Here is a 25,949-nt window from a genome sequence, read left to right as displayed (position 1 = left end):
AAGCGCGATTTACTCTGTTCTGACAATGATCTTATTGGTTTTTTCGGTATAGCAAACGACATCATCCGGAATGCTTTTATTGATAAAAGACATCGCACCAATCACAACATTATTACCAATCGTGATGTCGTTCCCAATGATGCAGCAGTTCGCGCCAATATCGACATTATCGCCAATGGTCAGGAGCACACCCTCCACATCATCTTTGATTCCAATCGTCGTATTTTGCCGGATGCGGACATTTTTACCTATGTTGCAATAGGGATTAATCACGATACCTGTGAAATGGGGCAGCCTGATCCCTTCACCAATTTGCGTACCCAGCATAATTTCAATGTTGTATTTTTTGATGAGGGAGAAGTTGATCTTCCGCGCACGGCTTTTACAAAAATGGCTGTCGGTTGAGTATAAGTAACTCGCGATCCTCCACCAAAAAATGTATCTGTGCTTAGGCTGTTTAATGCATCGCAGGATGATGCGTCGCCATGAGAACGACTTTTTGTTTTTGAGGATATCAGCAGCTAAACAGCGCGTGAGTCGTTCATATTTGGTGTAACGGTTGCTCATCAGAAAGGGCCATGTCCGCAGGAATAAACTTACACAATCCTAACACAATGAAGACCTTTGCTAAATTAGCACCAAAAAAAACGCCTCCCGACAGGAGGCGCTCTGTAACCATCATCAAACGCTTTCTGTGATTATTGCGCAGAAGCCAAATCAGGTTGTTTTTCGTCAGTGTCACGATCCAGCGTCATGCGGTGCAGCTTAGACGCGGTGATCAGCATCAGCGCGGCAATGACGGCGGTCGCCATACCAATCTGCAGGAACACATGGCTGTAAATGGCCAGCGAAGCGTGCGCATCCTGAATGTCGGAAGGAACGGCGGTCAGGTTAGCCACGTAGCCTGCAATAATCGCAGCGGCTGCGGTCGTCAGGAACCATGCGCCCATGATGAAGCCCATCAGACGTTGTGGAACCAGCTGTGCCACCATGGCCAGACCGAGGCCAGAAATCATCAGCTCACCGATACTCTGCAATGCGTAGCTCAGTACCAGCCAGTTAACAGACACAATACCGTTTTCATTCGCCAGGCTCGCACCCCACGGCAGCACCAGGAACGCACCGGAGCACAGCACCATACCGATAGCAAACTTGTGCGGCATTGGCATACGGTCACCGACTTTGGTGTAAACCGCAGCCAGCAGCGGGCTGGCAACCATGATCCAGAACGGGTTCAGCGCCTGGAACTGCTCAGGCTGGAAGCTGATACCCAGCAGATCATGACCGACGTTATGAATTGCAAAGAAGTTCAGAGACGTTGGCATCTGGCTGTACAGCACGAAGAACACCACAGCTTCCATCATCAGCAGGAAAGCCACGATCATTTTACGGCGTGCAATGCCTTTCATCGCGAACGTTTCTTTCGCAAAAACAATGATGATGCCGACAGAAACCACACCCAGAACCATACGTGCGATGGTTTGGTTATGCAGCAACCAGCTTGAAATGAACACCAGCGCGACAACACCCACCAGCACCATCAACAGTTTCTGGAACTGTAAAGGTTCGAAATCCGGTTTTGAACCCTGACGTTTTACCCATTTGCGGCAGAAAAGGAAGTTCACGATAGTGATAAGCATCCCGACCACGCTCAGAGAGAACGCCACGCTCCAGCCGTATTTGGCTGCCAGCCAAGGCGTTGCCAGCATTGAGAAGAATGAACCAATGTTGACTGACATGTAATACATGGTGAATGCGCCATCAAGACGCGGGTCATCTTTTGCATAGCAGGTAGAAAGCAATGAGGATGGATTTGCTTTAAACAAGCCGCTGCCGACGGCGATGGTCGCCATACCCAGATAAACCCAGAAAACTTCGTGGCCGGAATAGGCAACGAATGAATAACCTAACGCCAGAACAATCGCGCCCAGCACGATCACGCGTTTTGAACCGAGCACTTTATCGCCCAACCAGCCGCCGATGGCCACGAAGCCGTAGACCAGCGCACTGAATGACGAGAACAGGGTAATGGAGTCGGCTTCACTCAGGCCAAGCATTTTGACCAGGTAAACCGCCATGATCCCTTGCAGGCCGTAGTAACCGAAACGTTCCCACAGTTCGATGGAGAAGATCAGATAAAACGCTTTAGGTTGTTTGAAGGCGTTCAGACTCACGCTTTCATTGTTTGGTGTTTTGTTTGCAGTTGACACTCGTACCTCTGTTTATTCCTTCCGGCCGTATGGCGGAAACGCATAAGTGGCGCGAAATAAGCACCCTTTGCATTGTTATAAGATGGGGATGACGGCAGGTAATGTTCACTATCTACGTAAATGAGGCAAGGAGTTTGACATATTCCGTTACATATAACTTATCCGACCTGATTAAACTGTGTTCGAAATGTTATGCAGAATTAACGTTTATGTTTTTGAAATAGGCAACGCGAATATGTTGTATGAATATTCATCTTCAAAGGCATATAAGTTTAATTTTTCCATCGATATCAATGATGGTTTAAATCACTCATTCATCGTGAATAAACAGTGAATAAACCCGGTTAATTTGCGGTTTGTGGCATTTTATTCATTCTTAGTGCGTTCAAAAATCAGCGTTTAAAACGACAACAGGGGTAATGTGATCTACTTCTCGTTTTAACACTAAATTTCCGATTGAAAATAAGATTAGTACGACTTAGGGAGGTTAAACGGCGAGGGTGTTTACATTTGATGTCTCAGGCAGGGGTAAATCCTGCCGGAGTTGACGAATAAAGCATCAGTAGGAAAGCGGGTGATTTAGCCGATCATTTGCTCAGCGTATCGCCAAGCGTCTGAATCAGTCGATTCGACCAGCTGAACAGCGCCGTGGTCAGCAATATATCCAGAGATTGTGTTGCGGTATAACCGGCGTCAGACAAACCGTGCAGCAGACGCGCATCGAAACGTTCCGGTGTACGGGTAAGCGCAATGACACTTTCCAGCAATGCCGCTTCTGCACTGCCGGCCTGTTGTTGTGACACCGCATCCACAATGTCATCACGGTGAGTCGCCTCAAACAACTGTTCGATTAATTCCGGCTTGCCTTCGGCTTCCAGATACAAACGCCCGTGTATGCCCGCGCAGTACAGGCACCCGTTCAGCTCAGACGTAGCCACAGCGGCCAGTTCGCGCCAGGCTGCTTTCGGACGCTCGCCCGCCTGCATGATGTTATTGAACACCGCCGAGAATTCGCTCAGTGCATCGGCATTGTGAACCAACAGCGTGTAAAACGAAGAGGAGCGCGCATCAGGTGCAATCAGATCCAGCACATCCTGCTGATGCTGGCTGGCGCTTTCAGGCGCGACTTCCGGCAGCCGTGATGTCCATTGCAACATCGCCAGTGAAAAGCCCTTTTGCTCACAACCTTCAGGGGAAGGGAAACCCGGCAATACTGCAGCTGCGCGGCCACGTAACCCGTTTAAAATAGCCAGTACTCTCGCCTGATAACTCACAAAACCGATCAGTTGCGTAAAGGTGACAATATCCTGCGTGCTCAGGCCAATATCATTGAGCTGTTTCAGCATTGGCGCGGTGATTAACGTCGGCTGGGTGGCAAGTAATCGCGCGAACTGGGTGATGTGAGTCTGGCGGATGTTACTTTCACGGGAGGCGTCCGGGCTGGAGAGCGGTGCGAGGCGGGCGGCGTAATGGCTACAAAGTGGCTGTACGCCGCTGACCTGGGCCACGGTGAGCGCACTGCTCAGACGGTCATATAAAGAAAGCGTTTCAGTGCGCGACACGCGCAGGCTGTGCGGAAAAAGCACATCGTAACACGCTCGTGAGGCGTTCAGCAGCCCCTGACGTTCGTTGATCAAGGCGCGCAGCGTAGGGTCCAGTTGTGCATCCAGCCCAAGCAAGAAGCGATCCTGAGCCAACGCAGCATGCGGATCGAGCGGCAGATAACCCTGCTGGCTGCATTGTGTCTCGTGATACCAGCCGCTGTGTGCGGCCTTGCGTTGTTGTTCCATGATCGGGTCCTTTGCATCAGGCAAATTAACAGACCCTATCGTTGCCTATCCTGGTGTCGAGATAAAATAATGTTAAGCGATAAATCATAGCGAAAAGGAATAGATAAACGCAGAAATGCCAGCTAAATCTATTTATGACGAATATTTGTACCGCAATGGCTAAAAAAAACGGCATCAGATACCTGACGCCGTTTTTTCACAAACACGCCTGATGAGATTTATCAACGTCCGTTTCCGTCACGCCGCCAGGCGTCGGCGGTCAGCGCTTCACCAAAGTGGCTGGAAATCAGTCTCTTTGTGAGATCGTGCAGCGGTGCTGCCAGCACTTCGGCGGTATTACCACGCTCAACCACTTCCCCTTCATGCATCACCAACACCTGATCGCTGATGTGTTTCATCATGCCGAGATGCTGTGTCACGTAGATATACGAGATCCCCTGTTTTTCCTGTAATTCGAGCATCATGTTGATGACTTGCGATCGCATCGACATATCCAGCGATGCCAGGGCTTCATCGGCCACAATGACTTTAGGTTGCAGGATCAACGCGCGGGCGAGGGCGACGCTCTGCTTTTGCCCGGAGGCCAGCATATGCGGATAATAGTTAGCGTGGTCTGGCAGCATCCCCACCAGACGTAACGTCTGGTTAATGCGCTGCTCCCGTTGCTGAGCATCCATTTCGCTGTTCAGGCGCAGCGGGGCTTCAAGTAACTGGCCGATGCGCTGACGCGGATTGAGTGACGTGCTCGGATCCTGAAAAATCATGCGGATTTGCTGGCTGCGAAAACGGTAGTCACGAAATGCCAGAGGATGATCGTCAATCAGAATCTCACCGCCGCTCGGTTCCACCATGCCGGAAAGCATTTTCGCCAGCGTCGATTTACCCGAGCCGTTTTCACCGATAATCGCCAGCGTCTGTTTTTCCCGCAGCGTAAAGCTGACAGGTTTTACCGCCTCAAGATTCATCTTTCTGAACAGCCCGGTGCGATAGCGGAACGTTTTGCTCAGGTTACGCACTTCGAGGAAAGTTTCGGCCATTATTGCTCCTCCATGTTCAGCGGGAAGTGGCACGCATAAGCATGGGTTTTCGCCAGGCGCAGACGGGGAGTTTCAATGCATTTTTTCTGTGCATAAGGGCAGCGCGGCCCCAGACGGCATCCGATGGGCAGATGCTCAAGCGAAGGGATCGCGCCGGGCAGGGTATTCAGACGACTTTTGTGGGGCAGCGAGCGACCAAAGTCAGGCATCGCGCGGATCAGCGCCTGCGTATAGGGGTGGTGCGGCGTGGCCAGCAGATCTTCGCAGGTGGCGCTTTCGACGGTCTGCCCGCAGTAAAGCACGTTAATGCGGTTTGCCCATTTGCTCATCATTTGCAGGTCATGGCTTATCAGCAAAATGGTGGTGTTATTGTTCTGATTCAGCCGCGCCAGCAGACGAAAAATCTGTGCCTGCGTGGTTGGCTCCATGGCATTGGTCGGCTCATCGGCAATCAACAAACGTGGCTGATTCGCCAGCGCAATGGCAATCATCACTTTCTGGCATTCACCCTCAGTCAGTTCATAAGGATAACTGGCCATGATGTCTTTATGATCTTTGATGCCGACGCGATGCAGCAGCTCGATGGCCCGGTATTTACGCCAGCGAAAACGCTGATACCAGCGGCCTTTATAGGTCCAGCCGGGGATAGCCTGAATCAGCTGGCGTCCGATATTCTCGGAAGGGTCCAGACAGGACTGCGGCTCCTGAAAAATCATCGAGACGTTCTGTCCCACCAGCTTGCGGCGTTCGCGCGGTGTCAGTTGCAACAGATCGATATCGTCAAAGCGCATGCGGTCAGCCGTTACGCGCCAGTTATCTTTGGTCACGCCACAGATGGCTTTGGCGATCAGGCTTTTACCGGAACCCGATTCTCCGACCAGGCCGCGGATTTCCCCGGCACTGAGCGTCATGCTGACGCGGTCGACGGCTTTAACCGGCCCTTCTGAGGTCATAAATTCGATGGTCAGATTGCGGATATCAAGTAATGGCATTATTCCACTCCCGCATTGATCGCCCGACGCACACCGTCACCCAGCAGGTTAATCAGCAATACGCTGATAAGAATAGCGGCCCCCGGCAGCATCACCGTCCACGGCGCGACGTACACCAGTTCGAGCGAATCACCGAGCATGGCACCCCATTCCGGCGAAGGCAGCTGCGCGCCCAAATCGAGAAAACCGAGCGCGGCGATATCCAGAATTGCCATCGACAGCGCGCGGGTAAACTCGGTCGCCAGTACGGCCACAATGTTGGGCAGCACCGCGTAACGCAGAATTTGCCAGGTCGACGCACCGTCGAGGCGCACGGCGACAACGTACTCTTTCTCCAGCTCATCATGCACCGCGCTGTAAATGGTGCGGGAAATACGCGGCAACAACGCCAGCCAGACGGCCAGCATTGCGTGCTCAAGTTTAGGGCCGATAAAAGCCACCACAACAATCGCCAGCAATAAAGAAGGAATGGATAAAAGCGTGTCGAGAATATGGTTAAGAATGGCGGATTTCAGCCCGCGGGAGATCCCCGCCAGAACACCGATAATCACGCCGCACAGAGAGGCTGCCAGCGTAATCACCAGCGCACCGCCGATGGTCGGTGCCGCCCCGGTGAGGATGCGGCTCAATAAATCCCGCCCCAGATCATCTGTGCCGAGGAAGAAAGAGACATTGCCGTAGCGTGACCAGGATGGCGGCAGTAACTGATACCCTAAAAATTGCTGATCCAGCGCGTAAGGAGCCAGAAAGTGCCCGAAAACACACAGGAACAGCAACCCGATAACGCCGTAGAAACCAATCATCGACAATGTGTCGCGATAGAAAATTCCCCACGTATGACGCAACGGGCTGGGTACCTGTTTTTCGCGGTATACGTTATCGAAGGGCATACCATTCCTTATGTTTCAATGGATTCATCAGCGCACCCAGAATGTCTGAGAACACGTTAACCACAATGACCAGCGATCCGACCACCATCACGCCGGCGGAGATCGCCGCGTAATCTTGTTGGCGGATGGCGTTAATCAGCCAGCGCCCGATGCCCGGCCAGTTAAAGACCACTTCAGTGATCATCGCCAGCGTCAGCATGGTGGAGAATTGTAAACCGAGTTTGGGAATGATCGGCGGCAATGCATTGTGCAGCACATGGCGGCGGATAATCGTGAAGCGTGATAATCCCCGCGTCGCGGCAGCTTTCACATAGTTTTTTGTCAGGATCTCGTCGGTTGAAATCCGCATCAGACGGACCACTTCAGTGGTGGGCGCCACCGCCAGCGCGGCGATCGGTAAAACCATATGGCGAATGGCACTGACAATCATTTCATGACGATACGGAGAATCAGACAGCCAGGCGTCGATAAGCGTCAGGCCGGTGACGGTTTTCAACTCATACAACAGATCCAGCCGTCCGGACACCGGCAGCCAGCCAAGTTGTAGCGAGAAGAACAGCATCAGCAACACGGCCAGCCAGAATACGGGGATCGAGAAGCCGAGCAGGGCGAGACTGCTGATCGCGATGTCCGGCCATTTTCCGCGCATTACGCCTGCGAGAATGCCGAACGGAATGCCGACCAGCAGTGCCAGGGCAAAGGCCAGCACACATAGTTCCATGGTCGCCGGGAACACCGCTCTGAGCTGGTAGCGGATGCTTTCACCGTTAATGCTGGAAACGCCAAAGTCCAGCTGGCATAAGCTGGTGAAGTAAAAATGGTAGGCATCCCACAATGACGCCCCGCGCAGCGGTGCGTTTGGGGTGAAATAGCTCAGGCTGAAGGCCACCAGACTGAGAAAAAACAGCGTAACCAGCAGCAAAAGAACGCGACGTAACGTGAAGATGATCATGGTGCTTTCCTTCCTTCGTCATCGCGAAAGACACCGGCAAACGACGAGTTGCCGAACGGGCTTAAAACCAGCCCTTTGATGTCATAACGGTAAGCCTGAAGGCGCAGGGAAGAGGCCAGCGGCAGCACCGGCAGTTGCTGTTCAAGAATTTTTTGCGCCTGCTGATAAAACTCAATGCGTTGCGAAAGCTGCTGGGAAAGCAGGCCCTGACGCAGCAGTTCATCAAACGCCGGGTCACACCAGTGAGCATAGTTGGTCTGTGAAGGGATCGCCGCACAGCTGAGCATCGGCCTGAAGAAACTGTCGGGGTCATTACTGTCGGTGGACCAGCCGGTCAGGGTCAGATCGTGATTCATCTCCATCAGCTTGGCTTCCTGAAAACGTCCCTCGACCGGCACGATGATCACTCTAATCCCCACCTGTGCAAGGTCTGCCTGTAACAGTTCAGCGGTTTTAAGCGGGCTCGGGTTAAACGACTGCGAGGCGGTCGGCACCCATAAATGCAGGGTAAGCTTTTCCTGCCCTAAATCTTTGAGGATTTTCTGCGCTTTCTTCGGATTGTATTCCGTTACCTGTGCGTTGCTGTCATACGCCCACGACGCGCGCGGCAAAATAGAGGCAGCGGTTTCGGCTGTGCCGTAATAGATCGACTGCATCAGGCGTTGATTGTTAATAGATAACGCAACCGCCTGGCGGATCCGCGGATCGTTAAGCGGTGCTTTATTCGTATTGAAGGCCAGATACGCCACGTTCATACCGGGGCGCAGCGACAGGCGCAAACGCGGATCTTCACGCAGAATCGACAACTGGCTGGCGGCAGGATAGGCCAGCACGTCGCATTCACCGGTCAGGAGTTTAGATAAACGCCCGGTGCCGCCAACGCCCATATCGATCACCACCTGCGCCATGCGCGGTTTACCTTTCCAGTATTGCCCGTTACGCATCAGACGCACGTACTGTCCGGTCCGGTATTCACCGAGCTGGAACGGACCGGTGCCCACCGGCTGGCGGTCGATCTCTTCTTCATTGCCTGCTTTTTGCAGGCTGGCGGCATATTCTGCAGACAGCACCGGCGCGTAGTGCGTCGCCAGATGCCAGAGGAAAGAGGCGTCCGGATTGTTCAGGCGAAACTCAACCGTTGAGTCGTCAATTTTTTTGATGCTTTTGATGGTTTTGGCGAATTGCAGGCTGTCGAAGTAGGGATAATCTTCACCGTTGACGCCGTGATAGTGATTGTTTGGATCAATGATGCGCTGGAAGCTGAAGACCACGTCATCGGCATTCATTTTGCGCGAAGGCGCGAACCAGCCTGTCTGCTGGAAAGGCACGTCTTTACGCAGATGGAAGCGGTAGGTCGCGCCGCCATCAAGAACTTCCCAGCTCTGCGCCAGCTCAGGGATAAGACGATAGGTGTAGGGGTCAACATCCAGCAGGCGGTCATACAATTGTGCTGCGAGCGTATCAATGATCAGCCCGCTGCTGGCTTTCTGCGGGTTAAACGTATTGATCATGCCGTTGACACAATAGACAAAGCCACTCTGGCGAATATCTTTCACCGGCGCAGTGACGACCGGCGCGCTGGCGGGTGTTGGGGCAGTCTCAGCAAACACTGCTGTGGACAAACCGCTCAGTAAAAGCATCCACAAGGTTAGACGACGCATAAAGGCTTCAAAGTTAAGGTGCAATGCCTTAAGTGTACCGTACTCTGCGAGGTACCCCAATCCATTGCGCGAAACACCGCGTATTCCTGCGGCACATCGCGCAAATTTTATGCGGATAAAAATAAAACCCTTGAAGTTGGACTGATATTGTTATGTTATAATATAACAATAATCGCAGGCGAAGTATTCCTGCACTCTCCTTCGATAAGAGGTTAACGATGTCCTTACTTCCCGTTACCGTGCTGTCCGGTTTTCTTGGCGCGGGCAAAACCACCGTACTTAATCACATTCTTAATAACCGGCAGGGCATGCGCGTGGCGGTGATCGTCAATGACATGAGCGAAGTGAATATCGATGCCGCGCTGGTCGCCAACGAAATTACCCTCGACCGCCAGCAGGAAAAACTGGTGGAAATGAGCAATGGCTGCATCTGCTGCACGCTGCGCGAAGATCTGCTGATTTCGGTGCGTGAACTGGCGCAGGCGGGGCGGTTTGACTATCTGCTGATTGAGTCGAGCGGTATCTCGGAGCCGCTGCCGGTAGCGGAAACCTTCACTTTTGAAGATGAAAACGGCGAAAGTTTGTCGCATTTTGCCCGGCTGGATACGCTGGTCACCTTGGTCGATGGCGTCAATTTTATGCAGCAATATCAGGAAGCGCGCAGCGTGCAGGAGGCAGGCGAAAGTCTGGGTGAGGAGGATAACCGCAGCGTGACCGATTTGCTGATCGACCAGATAGAGTTTTGCGACGTTCTGCTGGTGAGTAAAACCGACATGCTCGACAGTCAGCAGCAGCGGGAAGTCATCGCGTTGCTGAAAAGCCTCAATCCTGACGCGCACATACTTCCGATTTCGCCAGGCAGTCTGCCGCTGGAAAGCGTGCTGAATACGGGGCGTTTTGATTTCGCCAAAGCGCAGCGGGCACCCGGCTGGCTGAAAGAGCTGCGTGGCGAGCACACGCCGGAGACTGAGGAATATGGCATCAGCAGCTTTGTTTACAGCGCCCGCAGGCCGTTTGATCCGGATAAGTTTTACCGCGTGGTGCACGGCGACTGGGGCGGTGGCAATCTGCTGCGTTCAAAAGGTTTTTTCTGGCTGGCGACGCGGCCACGATTCGCCGGGCAGTGGAGTCAGGCGGGGGGGATTGCCCACTACGGCATGGCGGGTATTTTCTGGCGCGCCCTGCCGGAAAGCGACTGGCCGCAGGATGAGGAAACGCGTGAACAGATCATGGATAAATGGGTGGAACCGTTCGGCGACATGCGCCAGGAACTGGTGTTTATTGGTCAGCATCTCGATAAGGCGGAGATTATCCGCCAGCTGGATGCGTGCCTGTTAAGTGAAGAACAGATGGCAGAGGGCATCGATAACTGGATGGCAATGGCCGATCCGTTCCCCGAATGGTAATCCTTAAGGAGGCTAAGGTTGTTCAATAAGTAGCCATAATGACGTTGTGGTAATGAGAAAAATTCTCAACAAAGTGCTTTACAGACGATACTGATAACCATTATCATTCTTTTCACCGGACGAGAGGTGTCCCGCCAGGGGCGTTAATCGCGAGGTACGACATTGCTCACATTGCTTCCAGAATGACTTAGCCAGCTCGGGTGCTGGCTTTTTTTTGTCTAAAATTCAGTCACTTTCCTGCGTATTTACCTGTATTCCATGCTTCTTCAACATGCCGCGTAACTGATGATAAGTCACGTTCAGTAATTCAGCCGCCTTGCGCTGGTTGAAACGTGCCTGCCGCAGTGCCTGCTCGATCAGATTTTTTTCCTGACCGGTCACCCATTGTTTTAAATCCAGCGGTAAGGCCGGCAGCGCCGGGTTATCAGCGGGCGTCTCCGGCTTTTCCGCCGCGGTGCGTTGTGCGAAAGGATTGAGAATGATGTTGTCGAGCGGAAACTCGCTGGTGCCGTGGCGGTACATCGAGCGTTCGACGACGTTTTTAAGCTCCCGGATATTTCCCGGCCAGCGATAACGCATCAGCGTGTCATGCGCATGTTCAGTGAAACCGGGAAACAACGGCAGTGAAAGTTCGCGGCACATCTGAATGGCGAAATGTTCGGCCAGTAACATGATGTCCTGCTGGCGCTCACGCAGGGGCGGCAACTGAACCACGTCGAAAGCCAGACGGTCGAGCAGGTCGGCGCGGAATTTTCCTGCTTCAGCCAGCGCGGGTAAATCATCATTCGTTGCGCACACCAGCCGCACATCCACCTGCAACGGCTGGCTGCCGCCGACGCGCTCCAGATGACCGTATTCAATCACGCGCAGCAGTTTTTCCTGCACCAGCATCGGCGCGGTCGCCAGCTCATCGAGGAACAGCGTTCCGCCGTCGGCGCGCTCAAAGCGGCCCAGATGGCGTTTCTGCGCGCCGGTAAATGCCCCAGCCTCGTGGCCGAACAACTCGGAATCCAGCAGGTTTTCATTCAGTGCCGCACAGTTAAGAGAAATGAATGGCCCCTGCCAGCGCGGGGACAGATAATGCAGACGATGCGCGATCAGTTCTTTACCGCTGCCGCGTTCGCCGGTGACCAGAACCGGTTTGTTCAGCTTTGCCAGTTGTGACACCTGTTCCAGCACTTCGATGAAGGAGTTGGCTTCGCCAAGTAAATTGTCTGTGTTATCCGTCATTTGGTCTTCCTTGCGTGGTGAAACACACTAACACTTAGTGAAAATCATCATCTTGAAAAATAAGCATAGCAGAGTCGTCATTAAAAAATTCAATTTATTCATGAAGATAAAAATTTTAAAAAGTTGGCACGGATCCTGATATAGGTTTATCGCCGCAGCTGAAAAATTTCCTGCGGATTTGACCGGTAATCATTTGGCCGGAAACCAAACAGAATCAAAGAGGAATTTCGATTATGGGTATTTTTTCTCGCTTCGCTGACATCATTAACGCCAACATCAACACGCTGCTGGATAAAGCAGAAGATCCGCAAAAACTGGTTCGTCTGATGATTCAGGAAATGGAAGACACGCTGGTTGAGTTACGTTCGACCTCCGCCCGTGCGCTGGCAGAAAAGAAACAGCTGATCCGCCGCATCGATCAGGGCGAGTCTCAGCAGGCCGAATGGCAGGACAAAGCCGAGCTGGCGCTGCGTAAAGGAAAAGACGATCTGGCGCGTGCTGCGCTGATTGAAAAACAGAAACTCTCCGACCTGGTCATTGTGCTGAAAAACGAAGTGACCGTCGTGGAAGAAACGCTGGATCGCATGAAGTCAGAAATTGGCGAGCTGGAAAGCAAACTGACCGAAACCCGTGCCCGTCAGCAGGCGCTGACTTTGCGTCATCAGGCCGCGTCATCTTCCCGTGACGTTCGCCGTCAGCTGGACAGCGGTAAAATTGATGAAGCGATGGCGCGTTTTGAGCAGTTTGAACGCCGCATCGATCACATGGAAGCCGAGGCTGAAACGGTCGGTATTGGCAAAAAGAAATCGCTGGATCAGGAATTCGCCGAACTGAAAGCCGACGATGAAATCAGCGCACAGATCGCTGCCCTGAAAGCTAAAATGAACGGTAGCCAGGACGCATAATTGCGCATTGCACCGTTGATTAACCTGCCTGCGGGCGGGTTCACACTGCAGGACAAACGCCTTAACCGGCACAAAAAAGACTCATAAGGAGAGACAATGAGCTTCCTGTTTTTAGCTATTCCGCTGACCATTTTCGTTTTATTCGTGGCGCCCGTGTGGTTGTGGCTTCACTACAGCAATCGCCAGCAAAATGGCACTCAGCTCAGTCAGCATGAGATACAAAATCTCTCCAGCCTTACGCAAGATGCGCAGCGCATGCGTGAACGTATTCAGGCGCTGGAAGAAATTCTGGATTCCGAACATCCGGGCTGGAGGCAATCATAATGACGAGCCGAATATCAGAACGAAAACTCTACCGCGTACCGGAAGAGGGCGTGATAAAAGGCGTCCTTGCCGGTCTGGCACACTACCTGGGCGTACCGGTAAAACTGCTGCGGATCATGGCGGTGCTGTCGATTTTCTTCGGCCTGTTTATGTTCACCGTGGTGGCTTACATCATTCTCAGTTACGTGCTGGATCCGGTACCCGCCAGTGAGTTCGACGGTGAAGCGGCACCCTCGCCACGGACGTTGCTGCAGGAGGCCGATCGTGAACTGAAAGCCAGCGAACAGCGTTTGCGTCAGGTTGAACGCTACGTCACCTCGGAAACCTTCGGCGTACGCAGCCGTTTCCGTCAGCTGTAAAGAACGCTTCTGGCCGCCGGACGTCGCGCCGGTTGCCACCTCCTTTTCACGTCCCCGCTTAAGGAATCTTTATGACCCGTTATCTGCATTCCTCGCTGCCGGGTAAAAGCAGCCTGTTGAAGAAAATTTTCGGCGTGATCGTGACGCTGGCGCTGACTTTTGGCCCTGCCGGGCTGGCGGCGCGCGTGCTGGGCGTGGTAGCAAAAGGACCCGTTCGTTACGTTTTAGCACTATTATTAGAACCGTTATTCAAACGTATTTTGACCGCGCTGTTTGGGCGCTACGCCAGGGAGAGCAATGAAAAGACTACAAAACGAGTTTAATTCACTGATCAATCGCGGCATGGACAGGCATCTGCGGCTGGCCGTCACCGGTTTAAGCCGCAGCGGAAAAACCGCATTTATTACCGCCTTCGTTAACCAGCTTTTACACATGCACAGCGGCGCACGTTTACCGCTGTTTTCGGCTGCCCGCGAGGAGCGACTGCTGGGCGTGAAACGCGTACCCCAGCGGGATCTGGGCGTCTCGCGCTTTGCCTATGATGAAGGGCTGGCGTCGCTTTTCGGCACGCCGCCTGCGTGGCCAACGCCAACCCGTGGCGTCAGCGAAATCCGCCTCGCACTGCGTTACCGCTCCAACGATTCCCTGCTGCGTCACTTCAAAGATACCTCCACGTTATATCTGGAAATTGTCGATTATCCCGGCGAATGGCTGCTGGATTTACCGATGCTCGAGCAACAGTATCTCGACTGGTCGCGCCAGATGGCGGGGCTGTTACAGGGCGATCGCGCAGAATGGGCGAAGCCGTGGCTGACACTGTGCGAACAATGCGATCCGCTGGCGCCGGCGGATGAAAATCTGCTGGGCGCAATTGCACAGGCGTATACCGACTATCTGGTGCGCTGCAAAACCGAAGGTTTGCACTTTATCCAGCCGGGGCGTTTTGTTCTGCCGGGCGATATGGCCGGTGCGCCCGCACTGCAATTTTTCCCGTGGCCTGAACTGAACCGCTATTCTGACGCGCAACTGGCGCAGGCAGATAAAAACAGCAATCTCGGCATGCTGCGCGCGCGGTTCGACTACTACTGTCAGCACATCGTGAAAGGCTTCTATAAAGATCACTTTGTGAAATTTGACCGCCAGATTGTGCTGGTCGATTGCCTGCAACCGCTCAACAGCGGGCCGCAGGCGTTCAATGACATGCGCCTCGCGCTGACTCAGCTGATGCAAAGTTTCCACTACGGTAAACGCACGCTGTTCCGCCGCCTGTTTAATCCCTGCATCGACAAACTGATGTTCGCCGCCACCAAAGCCGATCACATCACCGGCGATCAGCACGCCAATCTGGTGTCGCTGTTACAGCAACTGGTGCAGGAAGCGTGGCAGAACGCGGCGTTTGAAGGCATCAGCATGGATTGCGCCGGACTGGCTTCTGTTCAGGCGACGGAAACCGGCCTGGTGGAATATCAGGGGCAAAGTTTGCCTGCGCTGAAAGGTCACCGTTTGCAGGACGGCGCGCCGCTGACCGTGTTCCCCGGCGAAGTCCCGGCGCGCCTGCCAGGGCACGCGTTCTGGCAAAAACAAGGTTTCCATTTTGACGAGTTTCGTCCGCGGGAAATGAGCGTGGATCAGCCGTTGCCGCACATTCGTCTGGATGCGGTGATGGAGTTTTTACTGGGAGATAAAATGCGATGAGCGAACCTTTAAAACCGCGTATCGATTTTGAAACGGAATTAAAAGCCCCGGCCGAACCGGTGATCAAACCGGCGCTGGCATTTGACGAATTCGCTTCAGAGCGCTTCATTCCGGTCACCACCGAAACGGATGAACAACAGGAAGAGGGCGAGGCCGAAGCGGTACTCAGCCGCGCACTCAAACCGCGCCGCAGCGTGTGGAGTAAACTGGTGCGTCTGGGCGTGGCGGTGCTGGGCATCAGCGTGGTGGCGCAGGGCGTTCAATGGGTACATCAGGCCTGGATCCAACAGGATTGGGTGGCACTCGGTGCCTGCACGGCAGGCGGGCTGATTATCCTCGCGGGTGTCGGCTCAATCGCCACCGAATGGCGGCGCTTATACCGCCTGCGGCAGCGTGCCGACGAGCGCGATAAGGCTCGTGAGTTAATGCACAGTCACGGACTGGGGCAGGGGCGGGCTTTCTGCGAAAAGCTGGCGGCGCAGGCGGGGCTCGATAACAGCCATCCGGCATTACAACGCTGGCAGGCGTCGCTGCATGAAACCCAGAATGACCGTGAAGTGGTCGAGCTTTACGCGCGGTTAGTTCAGCCGGTGCTCGATGCGCAGGCGCGACGTGAGATCAGCCATTCAGCGGCGGAATCGGCGCTGATGATCGCCGTCAGCCCGCTGGCGCTGGTGGATATGGCGTTTATCGCCTGGCGCAACCTGCGTCTGGTCAACCGCATCGCCGTGCTGTACGGCATCGAACTGGGTTATTACAGCCGCATCCGTTTATTCCGTCTGGTGCTGCTGAATATGGCCTTCGCCGGGGCGTCCGAACTGGTGCGCGAAGTGGGGATGGACTGGATGTCACAGGACCTGGCGGCGCGTCTGTCTGCCCGTGCGGCGCAAGGTATCGGTGCCGGATTGCTGACCGCGCGTCTGGGCATCAAAACCATGGAGCTCTGCCGCCCGCTGCCTTGGCTGGAAGGGGATAAACCCAAACTCGGCGATTTCCGCCGTGAGCTCATCGGCAAGCTGAAAAACAGCATGGTGAAGAGCGATAAAACCAGGGCGGGTGTCTGACGTTTATTTTGTCATAAGTAAATCTGCGACAAAAAAAGCCCCCAAATAAATGGGGGCTGGTATAACTCTGATAAACCTTTAAAGACTGTAAACTAGGTTGTCAGATAGTTCTGTGCTTTAGCAAGACCGTCGGAAATTTGTGAATACGCTTTGTTCACCGCATTACCGGTATCACTTACCGCGTCCTGACCAAAGTTTGACAAGCGGTCGGCCACTTTATTCACATCTTCCGACCAACCCGCACCATTAACCATTTCAATATCACGTTCTGTTAATTGTTTCATCTTAGGTCATCCTTTTATCTGTTAAAGCCAGTCCCCGATATTCCGGGGGCGATGAAAACATTGAGTAATGCTATGGAGATAATTTCTACGCAATGTCTTCACAGGGATTAAGCCTAGAGCACCCGGAGAAGAATTTGACTAGGAATAATCTCCTAAGTCGAATTTTAAGTTTAACTATATGTTTTTAATGTGAATTAATACTTAAGCTTATCTGATTTATTCATTTGGCGTGTAAAAAATAACCGGGTGACTGCGAGATATTATTTTTACTACAGAAAGTAAATTAATATTACCGCGTGACTGTCTCCATACGGAAATACCGGCCAGCGATGTTTCAGAGTAATCGCGGTGGCAGGAGGTTTTCGGGCTGCTATCTTTCAAAGATTCTGTTTTTACAGCCTGTTTTTCCGGAACAATAAATATGCTCTTTCGCAAAGAGGTCAATGAACATCAGCAAAATCACTGGACGGGTAAAGCGTTATTACTCGCCGGCTGGCCCCTATGGATTGTGACATCACTGACCGCTGTTTTTCTTATTTCCTTACTCATATTCCTAATCTTCACTAATTACACCCGACGGATTAATGTCAGTGGTGAAATTATCACCCAGCCGCACAGCATTAACTTATTCAGCCCCGAGCAGGGCGTGATCACTGAGCTGTATGTTGATACCGGTAAACCGGTTAAAAAAGGCCAGCCGCTGTATGAAATTGACGTCAGCCGGGTGACGCAGGCGGGCAACGTGAGCACCACCACACTCGCCGCGATTAAAAAACAGCGTGAGCAAATTGATGCCATCGTCGCGCAACTTCAACGCAATAAGCAGGAAACGCTGCAAAACCTGCAACAGCAGTTAGAGCAATATGAGAAGGCCCATCAGGTTTCACAAAGCATGGTGGATTCCGCGCAGGAAGGACTGGATGCGATGAAGAAAAGCATGCAGAACTACGGCGCGTATCAGAAGAAGGGGCTTATCAATACCGATCAGCTGAATAATCAGCGCTATCTGTTTTATCAGCAACAAACGTCATTCCAGAGCCTGAACACCCAGGCGATTCAGGAAGCGTTGCAAATCACCAATCTGCGCAGCGAACTGGTGACGCGCGCCGCCGAGTTCGATAACCAGATTTCGCAGTACGGCTATCAGCGTAATGATCTTGAACGTCAGCTGGCGCAGGCCGATGCCAGAGGTTCGTTGCTGATCACGGCGCCAACCTCCGGCAAAATCTCCTCGCTGAGCGTCACGCCTGGCCAGATGGTCAATGCCGGGGACAGCCTCGCGCAGCTGGTACCTGCCAGCAATTCCCCGTTCTTTCTCGTTGCCTGGTTGCCCAATGAAAGCGTGCCTTACGTGAAAGCGGGCGAGCACATCAATATTCGTTACGAAGCCTATCCGTTTGAAAAATATGGCCAGTTCCCCGGCAAGGTGGAATCGATCTCCTCTGCGCCGGTTTCGGAGCAGGAACTGAATTCCTACGCCAGCGCGCCGCGAAACGCCAGCGGCACGGTCAGCGGGCCGTATTACAAAGTGATTGTGTCACTGGATAAAAAAGCGATGGACTGGCACGGCGAGACGCTGAATTTATCCAGCGGCATGAAAGCCGAATCAACATTATTCCTGGAGAAAAGGCCGCTATATCAGTGGATGTTGTCTCCGTATTACAGCATGAAGAAAAGCGTGGTGGGGCCGATCAATGAATCTCGATAATGTACGGGAGCTGGCTGACCGCCTGCACTTTAGCTGGCGCCAGCGTGTGCCGCAGATTATCCAGACTGAAGCCGCCGAGTGCGGGCTGGCGAGTCTGGCGATGGTGTTTGGTTATCACGGCAAACACGTTGATTTACAGAGTCTGCGCCAGCGCCACGGCATTTCGTCACGCGGTGCGACGCTGCGCACGCTGATGGATATCGCGGCGGCGAATGAGATGAAATCCCGCGCGCTGAAGCTGGACATCGACGAACTTAACGCGCTGAAAACGCCCTGTATTTTACACTGGGATCTCAACCATTTTGTGGTACTGGTCGGTGTTAAACAGGGCAAGGTGATTATTCACGATCCCGCGTTTGGCCGCCGTTCACTGGGGCTGCGCGAAGTTTCCGAGCATTTCACCGGCGTGGCGCTCGAGCTGTGGCCGGACAATGGTTTTACCTCTGAAAAACCACGTGTGCGTCTTAACCTGCGCAAAATGATGGGTAACGTCAGCGGGCTTATTCCGGCGTTGACCAAAATCTTCTGCCTGTCGCTGATGATTGAATCCGTCAATCTGCTGCTGCCGGTGGGGATGCAGCTGGTGATGGACCACGTGATCCCGGCGAAAGACCCGGATTTACTGACGCTGATTTGCCTCGGCCTGCTGTTCTTTATCATTTTCCGCACCGGCGTCAGCATGCTGCGCGCCTGGACTTCGCTGGTGATGAGCACGCTGATTGACGTGCAGTGGAAAGCGCGGCTGTTCGATCATCTGATGAAACTGCCGCTCGACTATTTTGAGAAGCGCAAACTCGGCGACATTCAGTCTCGCTTTACCTCGCTCGACACGCTGCGTACCACGCTGACCACCAACGTGGTGAACAGTATTATCGACGGCATTATGTCGGTGGGGCTGATAGTGATGATGGTGTTGTACGGCGGCTGGCTGATTTGGGTGATCCTCGGCTTCACGGCGGTTTACGTCATTTTCCGTCTGGCAACGTACAACGCGTATCGTCAGGTATCAGAGGAACAAATCGTCAAAGGCGCGCGCGCCGGTTCGCATTTTATGGAAACGCTCTACGGCATCAGCACGCTGAAAGCGCTCGGTTTATCGAAAGCGCGCGCCAATTTCTGGCTGAATCTGAACATTGATAACGCCAATGCGACGGTGCGTAAAACCAAGTTTGAAATGATGTTTACCGGCGGTAATACGCTGATTGCCACGCTGGATCAGGTGGCGCTGCTGTGGCTGGGCGCCACGCAAGTGATCGACGGCCACATGACGCTCGGCATGTTTGTGGCGTTCAACACCTATCGCGGGCAGTTTTCAGAACGTGCGGCCAATCTGCTGAATATGATGTTACAGCTGAAAATGCTGTCGCTGCACCGTGACCGCATCGCGGATATCGCGCTGACCGACACCGAAAAATCGCTGCCGGAGCGTGAGTTGTTACGGGCGGGCGAGGCGGCGTCGCTGGATGTGCGCGATCTGGTGTTTCAGTACGATGGCCTGACCGCGCCGCTGATTAACGGGCTGAATCTGTCGGTGGCAGCGGGGGAGAGTGTGGCGATAACCGGGCCGTCCGGGCAGGGCAAAACCACGCTGATGAAAATCATGACCGGTTTACTGACGCCAACCGAAGGCCGCATTCTGATCAACGGCATGGACATCACCACCGCCGGTCTGAACAATTACCGCAGCTGCATCGCCTGTGTGTTACAGGATGATACGCTGTTCGCCGGATCCATCGCCGAGAACATCGCCAGTTTTGACGAGCAGAAAGACGAGGCGCGCATCATCGATTGCGCCCGCCGTTGCAATATCCATGATGATATTGAACGCATGCCGATGGGCTATGAAACGCTGATAAGCGAGTTGGGCGGCAGCCTGTCCGGCGGTCAGAAACAGCGTGTGCTGATCGCCCGTGCGCTTTACCGCCGTCCGGCCATTCTGTTCCTCGATGAGGCCACCAGCCATCTGGATCTGGACAACGAAATGCGCATTAATCAGGCCATCAGCGAACTGGATATCACGCGAATATTTATCGCGCACCGGCCTTCGACCATTGCCTCCGCCGATCGCGAAATCAGGCTGGGTTAGTGTGTTCAGGCGATCCCTCATCCGGGATCGCCTTGCCAAAAATGCGGCCTCTGTTACATCTCCTCACGGAAAGTTCATCATTTGTTTAAAAGTTATTATAAAATGCGGGCTTCATCGTCTGACGGCGCTGCCATGCCTCCTGCCGTCTGAACTGTCTGCGCTCCTGTTTTTAAAAATTTCAGCGCAACAGATTAATTTTTAGGAGTTTTCATGTCGAATCAGTTCCCGAGCTCACGCCTTCGCCGCCTGAGACAGTCCGAATCCCTGCGTACACTTTTTCAGGAAACTGAATTTAGCGTCAACGATTTGGTGCTGCCGATTTTCGTAGAGGAAGAGTCTTCTGAATACGTACCTATCGAAGCCATGCCCGGTGTGCAACGTATCCCCGAATCCCGTCTGGCGTTTGAAATTGAACGTTATGCCCGCGCCGGTATCCGCTCCGTCATGACCTTCGGGATTTCGCATCATATGGATGCCACCGGCAGCGATACCTGGAACGAAAACGGTCTGGTTGCCCGTATGGCACGCATCTGCAAAGACACCGTGCCTGAAATGATCGTCATGTCTGACACCTGCTTCTGCGAATACACTTCGCACGGCCACTGTGGCGTCCTGCACGATCACGGCGTAGATAACGATGCGACGCTGAAAAACCTCGGCAGACAAGCCGTGGTGGCCGCCGCCGCTGGCGCAGATTTCATCGCGCCTTCCGCTGCACAGGATGGTCAGGTGCAGGCTATCCGCAGCGCCCTGGACGAAGCCGGCTTCATCGACACCTCGATCATGGCGTACTCCACCAAATTCGCGTCTTCGCTCTACGGACCTTTCCGTGAAGCGGGCGGCAGCGTGCTGAAAGGCAACCGCAAACAATATCAGATGAACCCGATGAACCGCCGCGAAGCGGTGCGCGAATCCCTGCTCGATGAACAGGAAGGCGCCGACGCGCTGATGGTGAAACCTGCCGGTGCCTATCTCGATATTATCCGCGACATCCGCGAAGCCTCCCGTCTGCCACTGGCGGCGTATCAGGTCAGCGGCGAATACGCGATGATCAAATTCGCGGCGCAGGCCGGTGCCATCGACGAGCGTGCCGTGGTGCGTGAAAGCCTGGGTGCGATAAAACGTGCAGGCGCAGACATTATCCTGACGTATTTCGCTATGGATATTGCCGAAAACGGGCTGTAATTTCTGCACGTGCTGCAAACGAAAACCGGGCAAAAGCCCGGTTTTTTTATGTCAGCGCGGCGGAATGATGTTCACGAAGAAGCGTCTGCCTCCTGCTTGCAGCGTTCGCGCTTGATGAACAACATGGTGAATCAATTAACCTGCATCAGTTCAGAGAATGAAGTTGATATGTGTTCATGTAGAGGCGGTGGGTAACGTTACCGGCATCTGCCAGTGGAATAAAGCCAGCACCTTCATAGAAGCTGAATGCTGACTGAGGCGCGTTAGTATTGATAAAATCAAACCAGCGCTCAGAACCTTCCAGTATTGTTTTGAGCAGAGTGATACCAGCCCGCATTCTTCTCCACTCGATTCCTACATAGAGATGACGGAGTCGTCCGGCCCGGACTGAAGGCATGTAGGGATCTTGGTTTAATCCACATACGGCAATCAGTAATCCGTCAGCGTAAAAACCTAACAAATTCTCACCGGGTTTATCAAAGCGGTTCTGCCCGTTGAGCCAGTTTTCTTCAAGTCTGCGTAGCATATTAAATCCAGCAGCCATGCTCTCCTCTTTTAACGCCAAAAAACCGTTGTTGTCCGGAGTGATTTTCGCGATAAGAATATTCATGCATCTCTCTTTGTATTCAGCGCGGATAATCCAGACACGCTCAGGTCCTGTTCTTTACAAACTGGACGTCCGTGGATCTTTTGTGTCTGCATACTGGCGGCCTTGTATCAGAAGCCCTGGTTACGTTTAAATCATTTTAGCGAAGCGCCATAAAATGATTAAAGTAATCAGTGCGACTGTCAGAATTTAAAGAGGAGGAACGCCATGTTGCTGGAAAAGCTTACATCGCTCGAATGCACCCTTCACGGTGCCAAAAGGAACGATCGGAAATGGCTTGAACAGATACTTCACCCTGAGTTCATGGAAATCACACGATCAGGTGTAAGGGTGAATCGGCAGGAGACGATAGATTCTCTTACCGCCGAAGAAGGTGCCCCGGCTATTCTCAGCAGCGACTTCCGGCTCATCAGCATCAGGGATGATTTTGCCATATTGCATTACCGGACGATCCATCCGGAGGGTACCAGGGCTTCCCTTCGTACTTCATGTTGGGAGTGTTCTGATAGCAGGCATTGGAGGCTGGTTTTTCATCAGGGAACCCCAGAGGCTGGGAGCCTGGAATAGGGAAAGACGGAGGGCTGCTTCGTGCCAGAAGCGGAAGTTGCACATAGTAAGATTATGACCCCACGGGTAACTTAGTATGTAGTTGGTCAGCCAGTTTTTTTTCCTTCGTTATAAATATCAGGCCTGGCAATTGTCCATGTATAGTTTTTTTGATTGATAGGCTCGTAGCCTAATTTCTCGTAAAGCCAGGGCGCTGTTGTGGTAACTAACATAATCCTGCGAAGCTGCCCAAATGCGGGATGTTTATGTATACATTCCATAATCCATCGTCCTAGCCCTTCGCCCTGATATTCTTCAAGAATATACACGTCACTAAGGTAAGCGAAAGTAGCATAATCCGTTATCAGACGAGCGAAGCCTATCTGGCTATTAGAATGATAAACGCCAAAATTAAGGCTGTTTTTTATTGATTCAGCAACAATGTCCAGGGAAATGCCTTTGGCCCAACTTGATCTCGTCAGATAATTATGGATAGCTTGTAAATCCAGTTTTTCTTTGTCAGTACTGACCACGTAGTTATCTTTCTGCCATTCATACTTCTCAGACATGCTCACTTTTATTTCCTCTCAGGATGGGGACGTAACCTGACCTTATCATTCAGCTTAAACTTGCGTTATTTGATTCGCTCGGGCTGTCTTAATCTCATATCATTGTTCATGAATATTCTGTTTTTTATTTAAGACCCTGTTAAATAACAATTTTTAATTGTTGAGCTATAGGGGTCTTTGGCGCTTCAAGCTTATCACCTACATACACAACGATAATGCTATGAAACTGAGTCAGTAAAATTCATTTTTATGCTGATATCTGTACTCTTGTGTTATACCTGTGTAACCGTATGAAGCGGCCTTGCAATCAATAATATGCACATTTGACTGGGGATGCATGTTTCCAATAGTTTTTTCCATAGCGTTATAAATTTCTTTTTGATACGCCGCCTTCTGGTCTTTGCTACAGGTTTCATCCACGACAGTGACTTCAAGTCTAAATGAGTTTTTTTTCCACTCGACTAGGTTTTTACCATCAATAAACCAGTCTTCCTTATCAACGTATTTAACGATGACCATGGTTTCGAATCTGTTTTTCTTCAAAATGTCGCATGTTATTTGAGTTGCTAAAAGCACGCACTCTTTCGTTAACTTTTCATTTCTTGACCCGGAAAGCGTTAGATTTATACCCGGCATAGAATACCCTTAATATCACGCTGATTTTGACTGAATTTAAAAGGATCACTGAAGTTTCACAGACATCCGAAAAACATTAAAGTGGCATATTCTGGGCCGTGAGCGCAACACATCTATGTCCGCTCCTCACTCAAAGCAGCCCTTGGCTCTGCCTCTGGCTGCTTCGCACCCATGCAGCCCTTGCAAAAACAGGCGTAAATAAGTCAACCGGGAGCGGAAGGTGAGTGTTTGTCAGCCCGGTTTATTCCCATGGGTATAAATATCAGGCCGGGTAATGGTCCATGCATAGTTTTCGCGATTTACAGGCTCATACCCAAGCTTTTCATAAAGCCAGGGAGCTGTTGTTGTGAACAACATTATTCTGCGTAGCTTTTCAAACACAGGGTGAAGGTGTATGCATTCCATCAGCCATCTTCCAAGGCCTTCTCCCTGATATTCTTCAAGCACATAGACATCGCAAAGGTAGGCGAATGTCGCATAGTCCGTTATCAGACGAGCGAAACCTATCTGGATTTCATTATGATAAACGCCAAAGTTAAGGCTGTTTTCAATTGATGCAGACACAATATCCAGATCAATACCTTTAGCCCAGGTTGACCTGGTTAGGTACCGGTGTATAGCCTCTACATCCAATTTCTCTGTGTCTGTGCTTACCAGGTACATATTCTTTTGCCATTCATGTTTCTCTGAAATGTTCACTTTCATTCCTGCCCGGAAGATTTAGGGAAATCTCACCTTATCATCCGATGGAAAAATTGTACTGCCTGAATCGATCTGGACAGGGCATCCATTAACGTCGCTTCCACATGATTAAACAGATGACGACTACGTTTATCTTTCGTAAGGTAAATGCCGATTAAAAGGTTCAAAGGGGCGTAATGATGGGAAGATTTCACGGTAAACGTGTACTTATCACGGGTGGCACGAGCGGTATTGGGCTGGCAGGTGCGCTGCGAATTGTGAAAGAGGGAGGACAGGTTGCCATCACGGGGCTGAGTGACGAACGTCTTGCTCAAACCCGCACGCTGTTGCCGGACACCGCGCTGATCCTGAAAAGTGATGCGGCAAGTGAGGCGGATATTGATGCGCTCGCCACCGCAGTCAGCGGCTGGGGGCAGCTCGACGGATTGTGGCTGAATGCGGGTTACGCAGAAATTGGTGCACCGGAATCCGTTACGGCCGACGCCTTTAACCGCATGATGAATGCCAATGTTCGCGGGCCGATGTTGCAGCTTGCGTCACTTTCCAACATGTTGAACCCAGGTGCATCCGTGTTGGTCACCGCATCGTCTTCGGTCTATGAAGGTGCGCCCATGACGAGCTTATATGCTGCAACCAAAGGCGCCGTGGTTGCCATGGTAAAAAGCTGGGCCGCCTCACTGGCCGCGCGCGACATTCGCGCCAATACGCTGGTGCCAGGACCTGTCGAGACGAATTTCAGGCACTTCATGTCCGAAGAGTCGCGGCAAAAGTTTGAAGATTTTGTGGTAAGCCAGGTGCCTCTCAGGCGAGCCGGTACCGCTGATGAAGCTGCCGCTGTCGCACTTTTCCTGCTCTCAGATGATGCGTCCTACGTAACCGGAAGCCAGTATGCGGTGGACGGCGGGCTGGTTCACTATTGATGTGAAAAACCAATTTAAATCATCATCTTACTAAATTACTGGTCATCGATTCATTTACCCGTTTTGGGTAGGTGGATCATGCTAACGCGACAGACAGCTACTGCGAACGACAGGGTGGTCGGCTGTTACTAAGAAGGTTATAAGATGCTTTTGCCAGAGTTGAGTGTTAAGCAAAACCTATGTCAAACGTC

At 52.4% G+C, this 25,949-nt stretch carries 26 protein-coding genes; 12 read left to right on the top strand and 14 right to left on the bottom strand.

All coding sequences use genetic code 11. The annotated features are described in order from the left end of the window. Positions 1-9: 9 nt before the first annotated feature. The 8 genes from ED901_RS08285 to sapA all read right to left on the bottom strand — a co-directional run bounded on the left by ED901_RS08285 (position 10) and on the right by sapA (position 9,532). Entirely contained in the window at positions 10-567 is a 558-nt protein-coding gene (locus tag ED901_RS08285) for a serine acetyltransferase (protein ID WP_122095577.1), read from the bottom strand. Positions 568-698: 131 nt separating this feature from the next. Next, positions 699-2,210, bottom strand: a complete 1,512-nt coding sequence (dtpA, locus tag ED901_RS08280) for a dipeptide/tripeptide permease DtpA (RefSeq protein ID WP_122095576.1) — start codon at positions 2,208-2,210, stop codon at positions 699-701. Between the two features lie 587 nt (positions 2,211-2,797). After that, a complete protein-coding gene (locus tag ED901_RS08275; RefSeq protein WP_056773681.1) occupies positions 2,798-4,000 on the bottom strand; it encodes a peroxidase-related enzyme in 1,203 nt (400 codons plus the stop codon). A 221-nt stretch (positions 4,001-4,221) separates the two neighbouring features. After that, positions 4,222-5,037, bottom strand: a complete 816-nt coding sequence (sapF, locus tag ED901_RS08270) for a putrescine export ABC transporter ATP-binding protein SapF (RefSeq protein WP_056773684.1) — start codon at positions 5,035-5,037, stop codon at positions 4,222-4,224. Further along, on the bottom strand, positions 5,037-6,029 hold the full coding sequence (gene sapD, locus ED901_RS08265) for a putrescine export ABC transporter ATP-binding protein SapD (protein WP_056773685.1): 993 nt from the start codon (positions 6,027-6,029) through the stop codon (positions 5,037-5,039). Before sapD ends, sapF begins: the two co-directional genes overlap by 1 nt. Beyond that, on the bottom strand, positions 6,029-6,919 hold the full coding sequence (gene sapC, locus ED901_RS08260; RefSeq protein WP_122095575.1) for a putrescine export ABC transporter permease SapC: 891 nt from the start codon (positions 6,917-6,919) through the stop codon (positions 6,029-6,031). Before sapC ends, sapD begins: the two co-directional genes overlap by 1 nt. Further along, positions 6,906-7,871 carry a putrescine export ABC transporter permease SapB gene (sapB, locus tag ED901_RS08255; RefSeq protein WP_056773694.1) on the bottom strand — a complete coding sequence of 322 codons (966 nt, stop codon included), beginning with the start codon at positions 7,869-7,871 and terminating at the stop codon, positions 6,906-6,908. The genes sapC and sapB overlap by 14 nt, the downstream gene beginning before the upstream one ends. After that, entirely contained in the window at positions 7,868-9,532 is a 1,665-nt protein-coding gene (gene sapA / locus ED901_RS08250) for an ABC transporter substrate-binding protein SapA (RefSeq protein WP_122095574.1), read from the bottom strand. The genes sapB and sapA overlap by 4 nt, the downstream gene beginning before the upstream one ends. Positions 9,533-9,750: 218 nt before the next feature. On the opposite strand from sapA, the gene zigA reads away from it, so the two are divergent. Continuing rightward, on the top strand, positions 9,751-10,938 hold the full coding sequence (gene zigA / locus ED901_RS08245; RefSeq protein WP_122095573.1) for a zinc metallochaperone GTPase ZigA: 1,188 nt from the start codon (positions 9,751-9,753) through the stop codon (positions 10,936-10,938). Positions 10,939-11,163: 225 nt separating this feature from the next. On the opposite strand, the gene pspF is transcribed toward zigA, so the two are convergent. After that, positions 11,164-12,168 carry a phage shock protein operon transcriptional activator gene (gene pspF, locus ED901_RS08240; protein WP_122095572.1) on the bottom strand — a complete coding sequence of 335 codons (1,005 nt, stop codon included), beginning with the start codon at positions 12,166-12,168 and terminating at the stop codon, positions 11,164-11,166. A 233-nt stretch (positions 12,169-12,401) separates the two neighbouring features. Between pspF and pspA the strand changes: the two genes are divergently transcribed. The 6 genes from pspA to ED901_RS08210 all read left to right on the top strand — a co-directional run bounded on the left by pspA (position 12,402) and on the right by ED901_RS08210 (position 16,515). Then, on the top strand, positions 12,402-13,073 hold the full coding sequence (gene pspA / locus ED901_RS08235) for a phage shock protein PspA (protein WP_056773707.1): 672 nt from the start codon (positions 12,402-12,404) through the stop codon (positions 13,071-13,073). Positions 13,074-13,169: 96 nt separating this feature from the next. Continuing rightward, a complete protein-coding gene (gene pspB, locus ED901_RS08230; RefSeq protein WP_122095571.1) occupies positions 13,170-13,397 on the top strand; it encodes an envelope stress response membrane protein PspB in 228 nt (75 codons plus the stop codon). After that, on the top strand, positions 13,397-13,756 hold the full coding sequence (pspC, locus tag ED901_RS08225) for an envelope stress response membrane protein PspC (RefSeq protein WP_122095570.1): 360 nt from the start codon (positions 13,397-13,399) through the stop codon (positions 13,754-13,756). The genes pspB and pspC overlap by 1 nt, the downstream gene beginning before the upstream one ends. Positions 13,757-13,827: 71 nt before the next feature. Continuing rightward, the gene (locus ED901_RS08220) at positions 13,828-14,079 is read left to right on the top strand and encodes a phage shock protein PspD (RefSeq protein ID WP_056773717.1); all 252 of its coding nucleotides are present in this window, start codon (positions 13,828-13,830) and stop codon (positions 14,077-14,079) included. Next, a complete protein-coding gene (locus tag ED901_RS08215; protein ID WP_056773721.1) occupies positions 14,054-15,451 on the top strand; it encodes a YcjX family protein in 1,398 nt (465 codons plus the stop codon). Before ED901_RS08220 ends, ED901_RS08215 begins: the two co-directional genes overlap by 26 nt. Then, entirely contained in the window at positions 15,448-16,515 is a 1,068-nt protein-coding gene (locus ED901_RS08210) for a YcjF family protein (protein WP_122095569.1), read from the top strand. Before ED901_RS08215 ends, ED901_RS08210 begins: the two co-directional genes overlap by 4 nt. Positions 16,516-16,607: 92 nt before the next feature. Here ED901_RS08210 and ED901_RS08205 read toward each other — a convergent pair whose 3' ends face one another. Then, positions 16,608-16,799 (bottom strand): hypothetical protein, encoded by a 192-nt coding sequence (locus ED901_RS08205; RefSeq protein ID WP_056781007.1) that lies wholly within the window; start codon positions 16,797-16,799, stop codon positions 16,608-16,610. Between the two features lie 421 nt (positions 16,800-17,220). Here ED901_RS08205 and ED901_RS08200 point away from each other — a divergent pair, with 421 nt between their 5' ends. The 3 genes from ED901_RS08200 to hemB all read left to right on the top strand — a co-directional run bounded on the left by ED901_RS08200 (position 17,221) and on the right by hemB (position 21,778). After that, on the top strand, positions 17,221-18,507 hold the full coding sequence (locus tag ED901_RS08200) for an HlyD family secretion protein (RefSeq protein WP_122095568.1): 1,287 nt from the start codon (positions 17,221-17,223) through the stop codon (positions 18,505-18,507). After that, positions 18,494-20,593, top strand: a complete 2,100-nt coding sequence (locus ED901_RS08195) for a peptidase domain-containing ABC transporter (RefSeq protein WP_122095567.1) — start codon at positions 18,494-18,496, stop codon at positions 20,591-20,593. Before ED901_RS08200 ends, ED901_RS08195 begins: the two co-directional genes overlap by 14 nt. Positions 20,594-20,803: 210 nt before the next feature. Continuing rightward, positions 20,804-21,778 carry a porphobilinogen synthase gene (gene hemB / locus ED901_RS08190; RefSeq protein ID WP_056780997.1) on the top strand — a complete coding sequence of 325 codons (975 nt, stop codon included), beginning with the start codon at positions 20,804-20,806 and terminating at the stop codon, positions 21,776-21,778. A gap of 145 nt (positions 21,779-21,923) precedes the next feature. Here hemB and ED901_RS08185 read toward each other — a convergent pair whose 3' ends face one another. Next, a complete protein-coding gene (locus ED901_RS08185) occupies positions 21,924-22,388 on the bottom strand; it encodes a GNAT family N-acetyltransferase (protein WP_122095566.1) in 465 nt (154 codons plus the stop codon). Between the two features lie 204 nt (positions 22,389-22,592). Here ED901_RS08185 and ED901_RS08180 point away from each other — a divergent pair, with 204 nt between their 5' ends. After that, the gene (locus tag ED901_RS08180) at positions 22,593-22,952 is read left to right on the top strand and encodes a DUF4440 domain-containing protein (protein ID WP_122095565.1); all 360 of its coding nucleotides are present in this window, start codon (positions 22,593-22,595) and stop codon (positions 22,950-22,952) included. A gap of 86 nt (positions 22,953-23,038) precedes the next feature. On the opposite strand, the gene ED901_RS08175 is transcribed toward ED901_RS08180, so the two are convergent. From ED901_RS08175 to ED901_RS08165, 3 genes are all read right to left on the bottom strand, one after another. Further along, entirely contained in the window at positions 23,039-23,506 is a 468-nt protein-coding gene (locus tag ED901_RS08175) for a GNAT family N-acetyltransferase (RefSeq protein ID WP_122095564.1), read from the bottom strand. A 225-nt stretch (positions 23,507-23,731) separates the two neighbouring features. Continuing rightward, a complete protein-coding gene (locus ED901_RS08170; protein ID WP_122095563.1) occupies positions 23,732-24,136 on the bottom strand; it encodes a tautomerase family protein in 405 nt (134 codons plus the stop codon). 231 nt (positions 24,137-24,367) lie between these two features. Further along, entirely contained in the window at positions 24,368-24,841 is a 474-nt protein-coding gene (locus ED901_RS08165) for a GNAT family N-acetyltransferase (RefSeq protein WP_371414293.1), read from the bottom strand. Positions 24,842-25,017: 176 nt separating this feature from the next. Between ED901_RS08165 and ED901_RS08160 the strand changes: the two genes are divergently transcribed. Next, on the top strand, positions 25,018-25,758 hold the full coding sequence (locus tag ED901_RS08160) for an SDR family oxidoreductase (protein ID WP_122095561.1): 741 nt from the start codon (positions 25,018-25,020) through the stop codon (positions 25,756-25,758). Positions 25,759-25,949 lie beyond the last annotated feature (191 nt).

The sequence above is a fragment of the Rahnella sp. Larv3_ips genome (assembly GCF_003697865.1).
In the GTDB taxonomy this organism is placed as follows: domain Bacteria; phylum Pseudomonadota; class Gammaproteobacteria; order Enterobacterales; family Enterobacteriaceae; genus Rahnella; species Rahnella rivi.
This window is presented reverse-complemented; position numbering and strand designations above follow the sequence as displayed.

Excerpts from the sequence above, each read along its gene's own strand:
- ED901_RS08215 (WP_056773721.1), top strand. The coding sequence starts at position 14,054 with ATGAAAAGACTACAAAACGAGTTTAATTCACTGATCAATCGCGGCATG.
- sapC (WP_122095575.1), bottom strand. The coding sequence starts at position 6,919 with ATGCCCTTCGATAACGTATACCGCGAAAAACAGGTACCCAGCCCGTTG.
- ED901_RS08285 (WP_122095577.1), bottom strand. The coding sequence starts at position 567 with ATGAGCAACCGTTACACCAAATATGAACGACTCACGCGCTGTTTAGCT.
- ED901_RS08200 (WP_122095568.1), top strand. The coding sequence starts at position 17,221 with ATGCTCTTTCGCAAAGAGGTCAATGAACATCAGCAAAATCACTGGACG.
- ED901_RS08170 (WP_122095563.1), bottom strand. The coding sequence starts at position 24,136 with ATGCCGGGTATAAATCTAACGCTTTCCGGGTCAAGAAATGAAAAGTTA.
- ED901_RS08220 (WP_056773717.1), top strand. The coding sequence starts at position 13,828 with ATGACCCGTTATCTGCATTCCTCGCTGCCGGGTAAAAGCAGCCTGTTG.
- pspA (WP_056773707.1), top strand. The coding sequence starts at position 12,402 with ATGGGTATTTTTTCTCGCTTCGCTGACATCATTAACGCCAACATCAAC.
- ED901_RS08185 (WP_122095566.1), bottom strand. The coding sequence starts at position 22,388 with ATGAATATTCTTATCGCGAAAATCACTCCGGACAACAACGGTTTTTTG.
- hemB (WP_056780997.1), top strand. The coding sequence starts at position 20,804 with ATGTCGAATCAGTTCCCGAGCTCACGCCTTCGCCGCCTGAGACAGTCC.
- sapB (WP_056773694.1), bottom strand. The coding sequence starts at position 7,871 with ATGATCATCTTCACGTTACGTCGCGTTCTTTTGCTGCTGGTTACGCTG.
- sapF (WP_056773684.1), bottom strand. The coding sequence starts at position 5,037 with ATGGCCGAAACTTTCCTCGAAGTGCGTAACCTGAGCAAAACGTTCCGC.
- zigA (WP_122095573.1), top strand. The coding sequence starts at position 9,751 with ATGTCCTTACTTCCCGTTACCGTGCTGTCCGGTTTTCTTGGCGCGGGC.
- sapA (WP_122095574.1), bottom strand. The coding sequence starts at position 9,532 with ATGCGTCGTCTAACCTTGTGGATGCTTTTACTGAGCGGTTTGTCCACA.
- pspB (WP_122095571.1), top strand. The coding sequence starts at position 13,170 with ATGAGCTTCCTGTTTTTAGCTATTCCGCTGACCATTTTCGTTTTATTC.
- ED901_RS08180 (WP_122095565.1), top strand. The coding sequence starts at position 22,593 with ATGTTGCTGGAAAAGCTTACATCGCTCGAATGCACCCTTCACGGTGCC.
- pspC (WP_122095570.1), top strand. The coding sequence starts at position 13,397 with ATGACGAGCCGAATATCAGAACGAAAACTCTACCGCGTACCGGAAGAG.
- ED901_RS08165 (WP_371414293.1), bottom strand. The coding sequence starts at position 24,841 with ATGAAAGTGAACATTTCAGAGAAACATGAATGGCAAAAGAATATGTAC.
- pspF (WP_122095572.1), bottom strand. The coding sequence starts at position 12,168 with ATGACGGATAACACAGACAATTTACTTGGCGAAGCCAACTCCTTCATC.
- ED901_RS08195 (WP_122095567.1), top strand. The coding sequence starts at position 18,494 with ATGAATCTCGATAATGTACGGGAGCTGGCTGACCGCCTGCACTTTAGC.
- ED901_RS08160 (WP_122095561.1), top strand. The coding sequence starts at position 25,018 with ATGGGAAGATTTCACGGTAAACGTGTACTTATCACGGGTGGCACGAGC.
- sapD (WP_056773685.1), bottom strand. The coding sequence starts at position 6,029 with ATGCCATTACTTGATATCCGCAATCTGACCATCGAATTTATGACCTCA.
- ED901_RS08205 (WP_056781007.1), bottom strand. The coding sequence starts at position 16,799 with ATGAAACAATTAACAGAACGTGATATTGAAATGGTTAATGGTGCGGGT.
- ED901_RS08275 (WP_056773681.1), bottom strand. The coding sequence starts at position 4,000 with ATGGAACAACAACGCAAGGCCGCACACAGCGGCTGGTATCACGAGACA.
- ED901_RS08210 (WP_122095569.1), top strand. The coding sequence starts at position 15,448 with ATGAGCGAACCTTTAAAACCGCGTATCGATTTTGAAACGGAATTAAAA.